Origin of the sequence: Nonomuraea sp. NPDC050556 (assembly GCF_044457355.1) — a bacterium.
GTDB lineage: Bacteria > Actinomycetota > Actinomycetes > Streptosporangiales > Streptosporangiaceae > Nonomuraea.
Map to the genome: position 1 here is coordinate 1,591,793 of NZ_JBITGU010000001.1, position 15,487 is coordinate 1,607,279.

Annotated in this window: 9 protein-coding genes; 7 read left to right on the forward strand and 2 right to left on the reverse strand. The window is 70.2% G+C overall.

Annotation, left to right across the window (positions count from 1 at the left end; genetic code table 11):
- Positions 1-35: 35 nt before the first annotated feature.
- Positions 36-5,180 carry a ThuA domain-containing protein gene (locus tag ACIBG8_RS08135; protein WP_397343910.1) on the reverse strand — a complete coding sequence of 1,715 codons (5,145 nt, stop codon included), beginning with the start codon at positions 5,178-5,180 and terminating at the stop codon, positions 36-38.
- Between the two features lie 242 nt (positions 5,181-5,422).
- Positions 5,423-6,676 carry an ROK family protein gene (locus ACIBG8_RS08140; protein ID WP_397341876.1) on the reverse strand — a complete coding sequence of 418 codons (1,254 nt, stop codon included), beginning with the start codon at positions 6,674-6,676 and terminating at the stop codon, positions 5,423-5,425.
- Between the two features lie 356 nt (positions 6,677-7,032).
- Here ACIBG8_RS08140 and ACIBG8_RS08145 point away from each other — a divergent pair, with 356 nt between their 5' ends.
- From ACIBG8_RS08145 to ACIBG8_RS08175, 7 genes are all read left to right on the forward strand, one after another.
- Positions 7,033-8,337, forward strand: a complete 1,305-nt coding sequence (locus tag ACIBG8_RS08145; protein ID WP_397341877.1) for an ROK family protein — start codon at positions 7,033-7,035, stop codon at positions 8,335-8,337.
- A gap of 252 nt (positions 8,338-8,589) precedes the next feature.
- On the forward strand, positions 8,590-10,077 hold the full coding sequence (locus tag ACIBG8_RS08150; RefSeq protein ID WP_397341878.1) for a sugar ABC transporter ATP-binding protein: 1,488 nt from the start codon (positions 8,590-8,592) through the stop codon (positions 10,075-10,077).
- The gene (locus tag ACIBG8_RS08155) at positions 10,074-11,051 is read left to right on the forward strand and encodes an ABC transporter permease (protein WP_397341879.1); all 978 of its coding nucleotides are present in this window, start codon (positions 10,074-10,076) and stop codon (positions 11,049-11,051) included. Before ACIBG8_RS08150 ends, ACIBG8_RS08155 begins: the two co-directional genes overlap by 4 nt.
- Positions 11,052-11,077: 26 nt before the next feature.
- A complete protein-coding gene (locus ACIBG8_RS08160; RefSeq protein ID WP_397341881.1) occupies positions 11,078-12,145 on the forward strand; it encodes an ABC transporter substrate-binding protein in 1,068 nt (355 codons plus the stop codon).
- Positions 12,142-13,311: a Gfo/Idh/MocA family protein gene (locus ACIBG8_RS08165; protein ID WP_397341882.1), complete on the forward strand. Its 1,170-nt coding sequence runs from the start codon at positions 12,142-12,144 to the stop codon at positions 13,309-13,311. Before ACIBG8_RS08160 ends, ACIBG8_RS08165 begins: the two co-directional genes overlap by 4 nt.
- Positions 13,308-14,315 carry a sugar phosphate isomerase/epimerase family protein gene (locus ACIBG8_RS08170; RefSeq protein ID WP_397341883.1) on the forward strand — a complete coding sequence of 336 codons (1,008 nt, stop codon included), beginning with the start codon at positions 13,308-13,310 and terminating at the stop codon, positions 14,313-14,315. The genes ACIBG8_RS08165 and ACIBG8_RS08170 overlap by 4 nt, the downstream gene beginning before the upstream one ends.
- An 8-nt stretch (positions 14,316-14,323) precedes the next feature.
- Complete coding sequence (locus ACIBG8_RS08175) at positions 14,324-15,475, forward strand: inositol-3-phosphate synthase (protein ID WP_397341885.1); 1,152 nt, start codon at positions 14,324-14,326, stop codon at positions 15,473-15,475.
- Positions 15,476-15,487: the final 12 nt, after the last annotated feature.

A 15,487-nucleotide genomic window follows, 5' to 3' on the forward strand; every position in this document is an offset into this window, starting at 1 on the left:
GAGACGTACGGCCGGCCCCGGTTCTGCTGGTGCGGTCAGCGGCAGCTGAGCGCCGGGTAGGCGGCGTCGTAGGACGTGGTGACCGGCCGCCCGCCGATCGTCGCCGTCCCCTTGACGCTTACCGTGCCCGCGGCGATCTGCCCGGCCCGGCTGTTGAAGGACTGGTACGCCTGCTTGCCCGGGGCCACGTCGGCCACGGTCTTCGAGCCGTACGGGGTGGTCAGCGTCACCGTCGCCGGGACGTCGGAGCCGTTGACGGCCGTGACCGCCACGTACGCCGAGGTGCCGATGCAGCGGGAGGACGCGGTGACCGTCAGCTTGACCTGCGCCGAGGAGATGGTCAGCGTGAGCGTCTTGGTCTCCTCGACGTTGCCCGCCCTGTCGGCCGAGCGGTAGAGCAGCGCGTGCTGCCCGTCGCCGGTGACGGCGACCGGCGCCGTGTAGGCGGTCCACGCGCCGCCGTCGAGCTGGTACTCGGTCCTGCCGACCCCGCTGCCGCCGCTCTCGTCGACGGCCTTCAGCGTGACCGAGACAGGACCGGTGAACGGGCCGCTCTCGGGATCCGTCGTCGCCGTCGTCACCGGGGCGGTCCGGTCGGCGCCGCCCTTGGCCAGGTGGAAGTAGTCGAACACGACCGTCTTCGACGCCGCCTGGTTGGTGCCGACGGTGAACACGCCCGCCTTCGAGCCGGTCGCGACCGCGCTGTTCGTCACCGGGGACGCCAGGTCGGTCCAGGTGGTGCCGTCGGAGGAGTAGGAGCCGGTGAAGCTGCCGCCGTCCTTCTTCAGGCGCAGCCACCACACGCCGGTGGTGAGGTTGTTCACCTGCGGCTGCGGGTTCTGCACGGTTCCGCCGACCTCGCTGCGCAGCTCGATGGTCCGGGCCGGCGCCGAGCCGGCGGCGTTGGTGGTGAGGAAGTCGAGCTTCACGTAGTCGTCGTCCCCGGCGTACACCATCAGGCCGCCCTGCTGGTACTGCTCGCTGAGGGCCGAGCCGTCCACCTTGGTCTCCAGCGTCCAGTCGCCGTCCGGCGCCTTCTGCAGGATGAAGTTCTTCGGGCCGCTGTTGTCGGTCCCGTAGATGTCGCCCTTGGTGGTGTCGAGCTCCAGCTTGCCGCCGCTCACGCGCGCCGCCGTGGCGTCGGGGCGCACGATCGCGTTCCAGCGGCAGGAGTCCAGGGCCGTGCCGTCGAACTCGTCGTTCGGGTCCGGGGCCGTGGCCTTGTCGTCCGGCGTGATGTGGAACCAGTCGAAGGAGGCGTTCACCACCGGGTGGTTGGACCCGGCCAGCGAGAGGAAGCCGATCTTCGGGTTGGTGATCCCGGCGAGCGCCTTGGTCTCCGGCATCGCGGTGAACGTGGTGCCGTCGGAGGAGTAGTGGGCGGTGATGTTGGTGCCGTCGCTGACGAAGCGCACGTAGACCGTGTCGGGGTAGGCGTCCCCGAGGTTGGCCGTGTTGCTCTGCGACACCTCGTTCGGGGCGCCGTTCTCCTCCCTGATGAACTGGAAGATGCGGCTGGCGTGGTTCGAGCCCGAGGTCGACCGCGCCTGGAGCACCATCTTGGCGTAGTTGTCGTCGTTGCCGTAGATGACCAGGCCCGCCTGCTGGTAGGCGTCACGCGCGTCCAGCGTGAGCTTGGCGGTTGCGGTCCAGGCCCCGGACGGCGCGGGCTGCACGACGATGTTGGTCGTGTTGCCGCCCGTGCTGTAGATGTCGGTGGTCGAGGTCGGGATCACGAGCTTGCCGTCCGCGACCTTGAGGTCCTGGTTCTCCCTGATGACCGACCAGCGGTCGCGGTTGAGCTGGTCGCCCAGGAAGTCGTCGGAGCGGCCGGTGAAGCACACCGTGGCCGGCGCGTCCACCTTGATCGGGACCTGGGCGGTGGCCGAGGAGCCCTTGTCGTCGGTCACGGTCACCACGGCGGTGTAGTTGCCCGGCGCGGTGTAGGTGTAGCTCGCGTCGGCGGTGGTGGGCTGCGGTGCGCCGGTGACCCCGAAGTTCCACTTGTAGGTGACCGGGTCGCCCTCCGGGTCGGTGGCCGTCGTCTTGAAGTCGACCTTCAGCGGGGCGACGCCCGCCGTCGGGGTCGCCGTCGCGGTGACGACGGGACGCTGGTTCTCCGTGGCGCCCTTGCCGACGAAGTCGACCCAGTTGACGTTGGCCAGGTAGGCGTTGTCGGCGGCGCTCGCCGGCTTGCGCACGACGAAGTACAGCGGCCCGCTCGCGGCAGGCGGGCTGGTCAGGTTGAGCGTGACGTCGGTGAACGTCTGCCAGCCGCCGGTGGGCGCCACAGCGGCCGAGCCGACCAGCGCGCCGGTCTCTGGGTTGCCCGCACGGACCTGGATGGTCGCGCCGGGGCCGCCCGCCGAGGCCCTGAACCGGATCGCGGTGACGTTCGACAGGCTCACCGGGTCGAACGACCACCAGTCGCCGTCCTGAACGAACGCGACGTGCTGGTTACCGCCACTCGGGTCGGTGGTGGTCTCCGCCTGGACGCCCGCCGCGTCGGTGCCCTTGCCGTCGGCCACCCGGCCGGTCTGGGTGAAGTGCTCGGCCTGCTTGCGCTTGGGCTCCAGGATGACCTGGCCCCGGCCGGTCAGGGGCTTGGCGTCGCCCGCTCCCGCGTCGGTGTAGCTGGCCTCGATGGCGTAGAAGAGGTTGTCGTACTCGCCGTGTCCCGCCTGCTGGGTCTGCAGGACGCCCTCGCAGCCCTTGAGCTGGTCGAGCGGGTGGCCGTGGCTGTCGTGGCCGAGGATGGCCTGGATCTGGACCTTGTCGCAGTCGATCGTGCCGTCCTCGGGGTCGGTGACGGTGACCTTGAACTTCACCTGGTCGCCGAAGTCGAAGAACGCGCCGTTCGGCGGGACGTTCACCGTGACGGTGGGGCGGGTGTTGCCCGCGCTGATCGACAGGCTGGCGGTGGCGGTCTTGCCGTCGGTGTTCGTGACGGTCAGGACCACGCCGTACGTGCCGGCCCTGTCGTAGGTGAAGGCGGGGTCGGGGTCGGTGGAGTCGGTGTCGCCGTCGCCGTCGAGGTCCCAGGCGTAGGTGAGCGCCTTGCCCTCGGGGTCCCTGCTGCCCTCGCTGGAGAACGTGACGGCCAGCGGCAGGGGCCCGTCGGTCTTGTCGGCCGTGGCGCGGGCGATGGGCGGGCGGGTGCCCTTGGTGTACTCGATGCGGTAGACGCCGGAGTCGGCGTTGTCACCGCCGAAGCCGGAGCCCCACTCGATCATGTACAGCGCCCCGTCGGGGCCGAACTTCATGTCCATCGGCTTCTTGAACGTCAGGGAGCCGAGGATCGGGTTCATCTCGACGAGCTTGGCGCCGCTCTCGTCGAGCTGGAACGACCACACCTTGTCGTTGTTCCACTCGCCGAAGACGGCCTTGCCGTCCCAGTAGGCCGGCCACTTCACGTCCGACTGCAGGTTCTGATCCGCGCGGTAGACCGGGCCGCCCATCGGCGCGCCCCCGCTCAGCTCGGGGAAGTTCTGCGCGTCCGCCGCGTAGTGGTACCAGATCGTCGCGGGCACCACCGGCGGCAGGCTGGTCAGGCCGTCGTTGTTCGGCGACTCGTTGACCGGCGCCGCGCAGTTGAACGGCGACCCCGACGTCTTGGTGGCGAAGTTGTAGTCGACGTAGGGGGTGTTGTTGCCGACGCAGTACGGCCAGCCGTAGTTGCCCGGCTTGGAGACCAGGTTCCACTCGACGGTGTTCTGCGGGCCCCGGGTGGAGCTCGCGGCGTTGGCGTCGGGACCGTACTCGCCGAGCATGATGTTGCCCGTCTTGGGGTCGACGCCCATGCGGAACGGGTTGCGGAAGCCCATGCCGTAGATCTCCGGCTTGGTCTTCGCCGTGCCCGGAGCGAACAGGTTGCCGGACGGGATGGTGTAGGTGCCGTCGGCCTCGGGGTGGATCCGCAGCAGCTTGCCGCTCAGGCTGTTGGTGTTGCCCGCGGTGCGCTGGGCGTCCCAGCTGGCGCGGCCGGACTGCTCGTCGAGCGGCGAGTAGCCGTCGGAGGCGAACGGGTTGGTGTTGTCGCCCGTGCCCAGCCACAGGTTGCCGGTCTTGGGGTCCATCACCAGGCCGCCGCCGTGATGGCAGCACTCGGCGCGCTGCACGGGCACGTCGAGGATCTTCTTCTCGCTCGCCAGGTCGACGGTGTCGCCGGTGACGGTGAACCGGCTCAGCCGGTCGACGTTCGTCCCGGTGGGCGAGTAGTAGAGGTACACCTGGTGGCTGGTGTCGAAGCCGGGGTCGAGGGCCAGGCCGAGCAGCCCGCTCTCGTTGGCGGTGAAGACGTTGAGCTTGGCCGCGGTCACCGTGCCACCGGCGGGCTTGATGATCTTTACCTCGCCGAGCCGGTCGATGTAGAAGACCCGGCCGTCCTTGGCGACGTCCACCATCATCGGGTTGGAGGTGCTGTCGTCGAGCGTGACCTTTTGGAAGCTCGCGCTCTGCGAGGCCGAGCAGTCGGCCTTGACCGCACCCGCGGCGGTCTGGATGCCGCCGAGCAGCAGCTTCAGGAAGTTGGGCTCGCTGTAGTTCTCCTTGAGGTGACCGAGCCCGGTGTACCACGAGCGGCCGCCGTCGAAGTCCTGGCACCAGGTGTTCGGGTGGTCGGCGCCCATGGTGGCGCCGCTGTAGGACTTCTCGTCCATCGAGGTCAGCACGTGGACCGTGCCACGGGGGTTCGCCTGGTAGTCGTACCACTCGTCGGTGCGGGTCCAGGTGGTCGGCAGGTCCTTGGTCGAGGGGTGCGCCGGGTCCTCGACCTTGACGGTGGCCTGCTGGATCGCGGGGTGCTGCTTGAAGTAGGCCCCGACCAGCTTGCCGTACCAGGCCCACGAGTAGCCGCTGTCGGCCGCCGCGTGGACGCCGGCGAAGCCGCCGCCGCGCTGGATGTAGCGCTGGAAGGCGTCCTTCTGCTCCTGCGTGCCCAGCGGGTCGCCCGTGGTCGACATGAAGACCACGGCCTGGTACTTCGCCAGGTTCTCGTCGGTGAACAGGGTGCTGTCCTCGGTCGCGTCGACCGCGAAGTTGTTGTCCTGGCCGAGCTTCTGCACGGCCGCGATGCCCTCGGGGATGGAGTCGTGACGGAAACCGGTCGTTTTGGAGAAGACGAGCACCTTGAACGCGGGCTCCGCGGCGGCCTCGACGCTCGCCGGCGCCCCGAGGAGCACGGTCAAGGGGACCACGATGGCTAAGGCCATCGTGGCCGCGGTTCGACGCCTGGGACGTCGTCTGCTGGATGGGGAGGCCGCGTCGAGCAGCCTGGCCCACGTTCGATGACGTGGTGACATGGGGGGACCTTCCTGACCGGGGAGATGTCAGGCAAGGCGCGCGCCGCCGCGCTTGTTGCCACTGGGTGGTACGGGGATGGTGCGGTTGCTGGAGGGTGCCGTCTCCAGGTCTGTGGGGACCGTCAGCGAAGTGCCGGTCCTGGCGGTGGATCGAGGATCATCGCCGGGTCGTCGATGATGTGGTTGACCACCATGTTCGCCGCGCCGCGCGAGGCGGCGCCGAAACCGAGGGTGGAGGCGACGAACCGGCACTGGGCGATGGGCGCCGACACGACGAGCCGTCGCAGCTGGTCCTGCGCGTGTGGCAGCAGCCACTCGGCCAGGGAGGCGAAATAGCCGCCGATGACGATCACGCGCGGGTTGAACAGGTTGGCCAGGATCGAGCCGCCGAGGCCGAGCCACTCGCCCACCTGCGCCACCGCCCTCGCCATCCGCTGGTCGCCCGCCGCCAGGCCCTTGGCGATGTCGGCCACCCGCTCGTCGGGGTCGGACACCGGCATGCCGGGCAACCCGTAGGCCTGCTCGGGCATGGCCGCGCGGACGAGCGCTGCCAGGCCGACCTTGGTCTCCCAGCAGCCGAGGCGGCCGCAGCCGCACTGGTCGCCGTTGGGGTCCACCTGCAGATGCCCGACCTCACCCGAGTACCCGTCGGCTCCACGCAGGAGCTCGCCGCCCAGGATGATGCCGCCGCCGACGCCCACCTCGCCGGTGAGATAGACCAGGTACGGCGTGCCGGCGGCGACACCGGAGGTGTACTCGGCCAGCGCGGAGAGGTTCGCGTCGTTGTCCACCCACACCGGCGCGCCCAGCGGGCCGAGCATGGTGCTCAGCTGGTCGGCCAGGGGCACGTCGTGCCAGTAGAGGTTCGGCGCGAGGGTCACGGTGCCGCGCGTCACGTCCACCAGCCCGGGGACCGCCACCGCGATGCCGGCGGGGACGGCTCCGGCGCGCCGCATCGCCTCCACGGCCTCCCTGGCCGCGAGCCCGAGGCGGCGCACGGCGCTGTCCTGGCCGCTGCCCATGGCGTCGTAGGCCACCCGGCGCTCGACCAGGACCCGGCCGCTGAGGTCGGTGCCGTGAACCGCGATGTAGTCGACGTTGATCTCCATGCCGAGGGCGCCGACGTGCTCGCCGTACAGCGCGACCGCCCGCCTGGGACGTCCGATCGCCCCGACGTGCTCGACGCCGACCTCCCGCACGAGCCGCCGTTCCAGGAGCTCGGCCATGAGGTTGGAGACGGTGGCCCGGTGCAGCCCGGTCACCTCGGCGATGTGGGCGCGGGACAGGGACGGGTGGTCCCGCAGCTCGCGCAGCACGAGCGAGAGGTTCGCCCGGCGCAGCGCCGCTTGACCCACCGGAGCAGGACTGTGCTTCACGTGCCGTCACCCCTCCCTTTGTTTGTCTTCGCGATCAACTAATCGATGTTGTAGCACGGAGATGTCCGACCCTGCACTCCTGGAGTCCGTAACGAGTTGGCATCTCCCGAACTCAGCAGACCAGGGACGTTCGTCCCTTTTGTCGCTGCCGTCGACTAATCGGATTCTTAACACAGCCGTCATTTGCTGCACAGACTCATCCGATTTCCCGGCGAAAAAGACAAAGTATTCGCAGGTCGCCATTCAAGATCATCAAGTTACGAGAACGTTACACGCGGAGAGGCGTTCTGGGTCTTGCTCGAAACAACTTCCGCGTGTTTAGTTCGGCCAGCCGTACAAACTAATGAGGGAGAAGCGTGAAGCACAGCTGGCCCGGCACCCGCGCCTCCGGCCCGACGGGTTCCTGGCGTTCCGCGCCTGCCCCCTCGGACCAGGCCACGGTGCGCCGGTCCAACCTCTCCCTCGTGCTCCGCCACATCTCCGACCACGGGCCGTGCTCGCGCTCCGTCCTCGCGATGCACACCGGCCTGAACAAGACGACCGTCACCAGCCTCGTGAGCGAGCTCCAGTCCCGCGGCCTCATCAAGGAGACCGGCCCCCAGCACGCCGGCGCCGTCGGGCGCCCCAGCCTCGCCCTGACCCTCGACGGCTCGAAGGTCGGCGCGCTCGGCCTGGAGGTCAACGTCGACTACATCGCCGCCATCGCCACCGACCTGGCGGGCCGCATCCTCATCGACCGCAGGATCAGCTTCGACGCCATGGGCTCAGGCCCGGAACGGTCGCTCGACGAGCTGGTGAGGATGATCGGACGGGCCGTGACCGACCTCGACCGTCTCGGGGCGTCACCCGCCGGCGTCACGGTCGCGGTCCCCGGCCTCATCAACACCGCCACCGGCACCGTCGTCTTCGCCCCGAACCTGGGGTGGCGCGACGTCCCGCTGGTCGAACGCCTGCGGGAGGCCGGCATCCCCACGACCGCGCCCTTCGCCGTGGACAACGACGCCAACCTCGCCGCGATGGCCGAGTACACCTCGGGAGTGGCGGCGGGCACGGGAGACCTGGTCTACCTGACCGGCGAGGTGGGTGTCGGCGGCGGCATCATCTCCAACGGCCAGCTCATCAGCGGGGCGGACGGCTTCGCCGGCGAGCTCGGCCACATCAGGGTCGACCCGGACGGCGTGCGGTGCGGCTGCGGCCGCATCGGCTGCTGGGAGACCAAGGTGGGCCTCGCGGCGCTGGTGCGCATGGTCACCCCGGAGCGGGCCTATGGAACGCACCAGCACATCGTGCGCGACCCGGAGGAACGGCTCGCCGAGATAGAACAGCGCCGCGACGACGGCGACCCCCGGGTCGACGCCGCCGTCGCCGAGGTGGGCACGTGGCTCGGGCGCGGCGCCGCGCTGCTCGTCAACCTCTTCAACCCGCGAGTGATCGTGCTCGGCGGCTATTTCGCCCGCTTCGGCGACCAGATCATCCCGGTCGCCGAAGCGGAACTGAACAGGCTCTGCATCGCGGAAACCGCGGGCCGCTGCCATTTCATGGCATCCGACCTCGGATTCGGCGCCGCTTCCCGCGGCGCGGCCGGCCTCAGCGTCGACCGCGTCCTGTCCGACCCCACTTCCATCGCTCACCTGCACACCAAAGAAGACGAACTGCGATGACGCCGTAGAAATCGCCCTTCCCTGGCCGTAGAGCCAATCGCTGTATTCAGCGCTGCCAAAAACCGGGCAGCCCCCCACGTCCCGTCCGTCTGACCATCCGGCGCAGCGCCGACATCGTTCCCGCCGACTTCGATGCCGGCGCCGCGGTGCCAAACCGGCCGCGTCAGACGGACGGGATCTCCCCCGGCCGGCAACACAACCCTGGAGCCTTCCGTGCCGCAGCCAACCCCACCCTCCCCGGGCCTTCTGGTCATGAGGGGAATCGTCAAGCAGTTCCCCGGAGTGCGCGCCCTGGACGGCGTCGACCTCGATGTCCGCGCCGGTGAGGTGCACTGCCTGCTGGGCCAGAACGGAGCCGGCAAGTCCACCCTGATCAAGACGCTCGCCGGGGCGCACCGGCCCGACGAGGGCACGATCGAGTTCGCCGGGCAGGAGGTGACGCTCGGCTCGCCCATCGCGGCGCTGCGGCTGGGGATCGCCACCATCTACCAGGAGCTCGACCTCGTGCACGGGCTCAGCGTCGCCGAGAACATCTACCTCGGCCACGAGCGGGCGCGCTTCGGGTTCACCCGGCCCTCCAGCGCCGAGGGCGCGGCCCACGACCTGCTCTCGCGGCTCGGCCATCCGGAACTCCGGCCGTCGGCGACGGTCGGCTCGCTGCCCGCCGCCGCCCAGCAGATCGTGAGCATGGCCCGCGCGCTGTCCTACTCCACCCGGCTGATCATCATGGACGAGCCGTCGGCGGCCCTCGCCCAGGACGAGACCGACAACCTGTTCCGGATCATCCGCGAGCTCACCGCGCAGGGCGTCGCCGTCGTCTACATCTCCCACCGGCTGGAGGAGATCCGCGCGATCGGCGACCGGGTGACCGTACTCAAGGACGGGCGGACGGTCGCGACCGGCCTCGACGCCCGCGCCACGCCCACCTCGCAGCTGGTGTCGCTGATGACCGGCCGCTCGGTGGAGCACGTCTTCCCCCGGAAACCGGGCAGGGACACCTTCGACGACCGGCCCACGGTCCTGAGCGTGAGCGGCCTGTCCCTGGCCGGGCACTTCCGCGACGTCTCCTTCGACGTCCGGGCCGGGGAGATCGTCGGGCTGGCGGGGCTGGTCGGATCCGGCCGCTCGGAGATCCTCGAAGCGGTCTACGGGGCGCGGCGGGCGTCCGGCACCGTCGAGCTCGAGGGCGCGAAGGTGCGCGGCGGCCCCGACCAGGCGGTCAGGCTCGGGATGGGGCTGGCCCCCGAGGAGCGCAAGACCCAGGGGCTGCTGCTCGACCAGAGCGTCCTGCGCAACATCACCCTGCCGTCCCTGCACCGCTACGCCCGCTTCGGCTGGATCGACCGGGCCGCCGAGCGCCGCGACGCGGAGCAGCTGGTCAGGGACTTCGACATCCGTCCTCCCGACCCGCAGCGCACGATACGCACGCTGTCGGGCGGCAACCAGCAGAAGGCCGTCATCGCGCGCTGGCTCATCGACGGCCGCAAGCTCCTGATCCTGGACGAGCCGACCCGCGGCGTCGACATCGGCGCGCGCGCCGAGCTCTACGCCGTGATCAGGCGGCTGGCCGACACCGGCGTCGCCGTCCTCCTCGTCTCCAGCGAGATACCGGAGGTGCTCGGCCTGGCCGACCGCGTCCTGGTGATCCGCGAGGGCGAGGTCATCCACGCAGCCCACTCCGAGGACCTCGACGAGCACGCGATCCTCGACATGATCATGGAAGGAAGGCGAGCGGCATGAGTGACACGGCGACCGCCGAGCCCCGACGCGCACCCCTGGCGATCCTGCGTGCCTTCCCGCACAGCGGGCTCGTCGCCGGGCTGGTCATCCTGCTGGCGATCGGGACGATCAGCGCCCCGGACACCTTCGCGACCTCGTCCAACCTCATCAGCGTGCTGGCGCTGGCCTCGACGATCGGCGTCATCACCGTCGGGGCGACCTTCGTCATCATCGGCGGCGGCATCGACCTGTCGGTGGGCGCCGTCATGGCGCTGGCCTCGGTGTGGGCCACCACGGTGGCGACGCAGGAGTTCGGCCCCGTCGTCATGGCGGTCTGCGCGATCCTCGTGGGCACCGGGGCCGGCCTGGTCAACGGGCTGCTCATCGCCTACGGGAAGATCGTCCCCTTCATCGCGACCCTGGCCATGCTGGTCGCCGCGCGCGGGCTCGCCCAGCGGCTGTCGGACCGCAGGACCCAGCTCGTCACGGGCGACAACACCGCCCTGGTGGACCTGTCCACGACCCACATCCTCGGCGTGCCGCTGCTGGTCTTCCTGTTCGCGGCGATCGTGGCCGCCGGCTGGGTGCTGCTCAACCGGACGACCTTCGGCCGTCGCACGTACGCCGTGGGCGGCAGCCCGGAGGCAGCGCGGCTGGCGGGCATCAACGTGCGCCGCCACCGTGCGCTGCTGTACGCGCTGTCCGGGTTCTGCTGCGGGGTCGCCGCGGTCATCATCATGGCCCGCACCACCACGGGTTCCTCCACCCACGGCGACCTGTACGAGCTCGACGCCATCGCCGCGGTCATCATCGGCGGCACCCTGCTGTCCGGCGGCCGGGGCACCCTCATGGGCTCGATCCTCGGCCTGGTGATCCTCACCGTCATCACCAACCTGTTCATTCTCAACGGCCTGGACACCAGCGCGCAGCTGATCGCCAAGGGCCTCATCATCGTCGCGGCCGTGCTGCTCCAGCAGCGCACATCGACGGCCTGAGCACCACCCAACCCCAAGGAGAAGACATGTCCTCCAAGCCCGACCCGCTGGCCAGGCGCGGCTTCCTGTTCGGCAGCGCCGTGGTCGGCGCGGGCCTGCTCACCGCGGCCTGCACCAGCAACACCCCTTCCGAGACCGCCAAGTCCGCCGCTCCGGTCGCGGCCGCCGCAGGCGGGGACAACGACAAGCCAGGCACCAAGGTCGTCATCGGTTTCTCCGCACCGGCCGCCGACCACGGCTGGATCTCCGCGATCGCGAAGAACGCCACAGCGACGGCGCAGCAGTACAGCGACGTGGAGTTCAAGGCCGTCGAGCCGACCAACGACATCAACCAGCAGATCTCGGCCGTCGAGTCGCTGATCCAGCAGAAGGTCGCCGCGCTGGTGATCCTGCCCAACGACGGCGAGCAGCTCAACCAGGTGGCGCGCAAGGCCACCGACGCCGGGATCCCGGTCATCAACCTCGACCGGGTCTTCCCCGACAAGCTGTCCTACCGGACCTGGATCGGCGGCGACAACTACGGCATGGGTGTGGCCGCGGGCCACTACATCGGCAAGAAGCTCAAGGACAAGGGCGTCGCCAGCCCGGTCATCCTGGAGATCCAGGGAATCGCCACGCTGCCGCTGACCCAGGACCGCAGCAAGGGCTTCGCCGACGCGCTGAAGACGTACGGTTTCACCGTCACCGCGCAGCAGGACGCCGCCTTCACCGTGGAGTCGGGCAGCAAGGTCGCCGTCAACCTCCTCCAGGCGCACAAGAAGATCGACGCCATCTGGAACCACGACGACGACCAGGGCATCGGCGTGCTGGCCGCGATCAACGAGGCGGGGCGCAAGGAGTTCTTCATGGTCGGCGGTGCGGGCTCGGCCAACGCGATGCGCGACATCAAGGCCGGAACCTCGGTGCTGGAGGCGACCGTCACCTACAGCCCGACCATGGCCTCTTCGGCGATCAAGCTGGCCCGCCTGATCGCCCAGGGCAAGGGTATGAGCGACCTGGTCGAGCAGCAGGTGCCCCAGTCCATCACGCTCGCCTCGGAGACCGTCACCAAGGACAACGCCGACGAGTACCTGCCGCTGGGGTTCGAATCATGACCTTGGGAGTGGGCCTGGTGGGTTCCGCCTTCATGGGGCGGGCCCACTCCCAGGCGTGGCGGAGCGTCGCCGCCTTCTTCGACCTTCCGGTAACTCCTGTCATGGCGGCAATCGCCGGACGGGACCCGGTCAGGACCGAGGCCGCCGCCCGGCGGCTCGGCTGGGCCTCCAGCGAGACCGACTGGCGGCGCCTGCTGGAGCGCGACGACATCCACATCATCGACATCTGCACGCCAGGCGACTCGCACGCCGAGATCGCGATCGCGGCTCTGGACGCGGGCAAGCACGTGATCTGCGAGAAGCCCCTGGCCAACACCGTGGAGGAGGCGGAGGCCATGGCCGCCGCCGCGGCCAAGGCCGCCCAGTCCGGGGTGCGGGCCATGGTCGCCTTCAACTACCGGCGCGTTCCCGCCGTCGCCCTCGCCCGGCGCTTCGTCGAGCAGGGGCGGCTGGGGACCATCCACCACGTGCGCGGGCAGTACCTCCAGGACTGGATCGTCGATCCCGCCTTCCCCCTCGTCTGGAGGTTGCAGAAGGACAGGGCGGGATCGGGCGCGCTCGGCGACATCGGCGCGCACATCATCGACACCGCCCAGTTCGTCGTCGGCGACCTGCTGGCCGGGGTGTCCGGGATGACCGAGACGTTCGTCAAGGAGCGGCCTCTGGCCGAGACGTCCTCCGGCCTGACGGGCGGGACGACCTCGGCCGGGACCGGCCCGGTGACGGTGGACGACGCCGCGCTGTTCACCGGGCGGTTCCGCGGCGGGGCGCTGGGCTCCTTCGAGGCCACCCGCTTCGCCTCGGGGCGGAAGAACGCGCTGCGCCTGGAGGTCAACGGCTCGGACGGCAGCCTCTTCTTCGACTTCGAGGCGATGAACGACCTGTGGTTCCACGACCACACGCTTCCGGCGGCCGAGGGCGGGTTCCGCAGGATCATCGTCACCGAGGCCGACCACCCCTACGCAGGAGCCTGGTGGCCGCCGGGGCACGGGCTCGGCTACGAGCACTCCTTCGTCCACGAGGTACGCGACTTCCTCGTCGCCGTCGCGGAGGGCGTGGACCCGCCCCCGTCGTTCGCCGACGGCCTCGCCGTCCAGCAGGTTCTCGCCGCCGTCGAGGCCAGCGCGGCATCCGACAGCCGATACGTCACCGTGAGGGACCGATGACCCGTCCGATCACCCTTTTCACCGGCCAGTGGGCCGATCTGCCGTTCGAAGAGGTCTGCCGCCTGGCGTCCCAGTGGGGATACGACGGGCTGGAGATCGCGTGCTGGGGCGACCACTTCGACGTGGGCCTGGCCCTCGCCGATCCCGGCTACGTCCCGCGCAAGCTGGAGACGCTGGCCAAGCACGACCTGAAGGTGTGGGCCATCTCCACGCACCTGGTCGGCCAGGCCGTCTGCGACGATCCGATCGACGTGCGCCACCAGGGCATCCTTCCCGCGCGCCTGTGGGGCACGGGTGACCCTGAGGAGGTACGGCGGGCGGCTGCGGAGGAGGTCAAGGACACCGCCCGCGCGGCCCGCCTCCTCGGCGTGGACACCGTGATCGGGTTCACCGGCTCCTCGATCTGGAAGGCCGTCGCGATGTTCCCGCCCGCGCCCGAGTCGATGATCGACGCCGGCTACCAGGACTTCGCCGACCGCTGGAACCCCATCCTGGACGTCTTCGACGCCGAAGGGGTCCGGTTCGCCCACGAGGTCCACCCGAGCGAGATCGCCTACGACTACCACACCACCGTCCGCACCCTGGAGGCCATCGGCCACCGGGCGGCGTTCGGCCTGAACTGGGACCCCTCCCACATGGTGTGGCAGGACCTGGATCCGGCGGGGTTCATCCTCGACTTCGCCGACCGGATCTACCACGTGGACTGCAAGGACGCCAAGGTCCGCACGGGCAACGGGCGGCGTGGCCGCCTGTCGTCCCATCTGCCGTGGGCGGACCTGCGGCGCGGCTGGGACTTCGTGTCTACGGGCCACGGCGACGTGCCCTGGGAGGACTGCTTCCGCGCGCTCAACGCCATCGGCTACGCGGGCCCCATCTCCATCGAGTGGGAGGACGCGGGGATGGACCGCCTCGACGGCGCGCCGGAGGCCCTGGCCTTCATCCAGCGCCTCAACGCGATCACCCCGCCCGCCGCGTCCTTCGACGCGGCCTTCTCCGCCGAATAGGAGCCCACATGAGTACCGGAGTGTGGTTGATCGGGGCACGAGGCTCGGTCGCCGTCACCAGCATGATCGGAGCGCTCGCGACACGCGCCGGGATCGCCGAGCCGACCGGCTGCGTGCTGGAGTCACCCGCCCTGCGCCACCACGCTCTTCCCGGCCTGGGCGACCTGACCTTCGGCGGGCACGACGTCTGCGTGCTCACGCTCGCCAAGAAGGCGGCCGCCCTGGCCGAGGCGGGGATCGTCCCTGCGGCCGTCGTGCGGGCCGTGGAGGACGAGCTCGCCGCGATCGAGGCGGACGTCCTGCCGTTGCCGGAGGGCGGCACCCAGGCGGACACGGCCCTGGCGATCGCCGCTGACCTCGACGCCTTCCGCGAGCGGCACTCCCTGGACCGCGTCGTGGTCATCAACGTGTCGACCACCGAGCCGGCGCCGCCGCCGCACCCGGCCCATCACGACCTCGACGTGCTGCGGGACGCGCTGGCCTGTCCTGAACCGGTCCTGCCCGCCAGCTCGCTGGCGGCCTACGCCGCCTTCCTCGCCGGATGCCCGTACGTCGACTTCACGCCGTCGACCGGCGCCCGCCTGCCCGCGCTGGCCGCGCTGGCGCGGGAACGCGGCCTGCCGTACGGCGGGCATGACGGCAAGACGGGCGAGACGCTCGTCAAGTCGGTGCTCGCGCCGATGTTCGCCCAGCGGCATCTGAAGGTGAGGTCCTGGTCCGGGGTCAACCTGCTCGGCGGGGGCGACGGGGCCAACCTCGCGCACCCGGACGCCAACGCCGCCAAGGCGCGGAGCAAGCAGCGGGTGCTGGCCGAGACGCTCGGCTACACCCCGCAGGGAGACACCCGCATCGACTACCTGGAGGAGCTCGGGGACTTCAAGACCGCCTGGGACCTCGTCACCTTCGAAGGGTTCCTCGGCACTTCGATGCGCATGGAGTTCACCTGGCACGGGTGCGACTCGGCGCTCGCCGCCCCGCTGATCCTCGACCTCGCCCGGCTGACGTCGGCCGCCCACCGAGCGGGCCGGGTCGGGGAGCTGGGCGAGCTGGCGTTCTTCTTCAAGGATCCGCTCGGCGAGGTGCCGCACGCGCTCGCCGACCAGTGGCGCGAGCTGCTCGCCTTCGCCGCTTCTGTGGCCCAGCCGGACGCCTCCCGATGATCCGCGACGTGC

Bases quoted from the DNA above. Each gene is read 5' to 3' on its own strand.
- ACIBG8_RS08165 (WP_397341882.1), top strand. From the start codon at position 12,142: ATGACCTTGGGAGTGGGCCTGGTGGGTTCCGCCTTCATGGGGCGGGCC.
- ACIBG8_RS08170 (WP_397341883.1), top strand. From the start codon at position 13,308: ATGACCCGTCCGATCACCCTTTTCACCGGCCAGTGGGCCGATCTGCCG.
- ACIBG8_RS08155 (WP_397341879.1), top strand. From the start codon at position 10,074: ATGAGTGACACGGCGACCGCCGAGCCCCGACGCGCACCCCTGGCGATC.
- ACIBG8_RS08175 (WP_397341885.1), top strand. From the start codon at position 14,324: ATGAGTACCGGAGTGTGGTTGATCGGGGCACGAGGCTCGGTCGCCGTC.
- ACIBG8_RS08160 (WP_397341881.1), top strand. From the start codon at position 11,078: ATGTCCTCCAAGCCCGACCCGCTGGCCAGGCGCGGCTTCCTGTTCGGC.
- ACIBG8_RS08150 (WP_397341878.1), top strand. From the start codon at position 8,590: ATGAGGGGAATCGTCAAGCAGTTCCCCGGAGTGCGCGCCCTGGACGGC.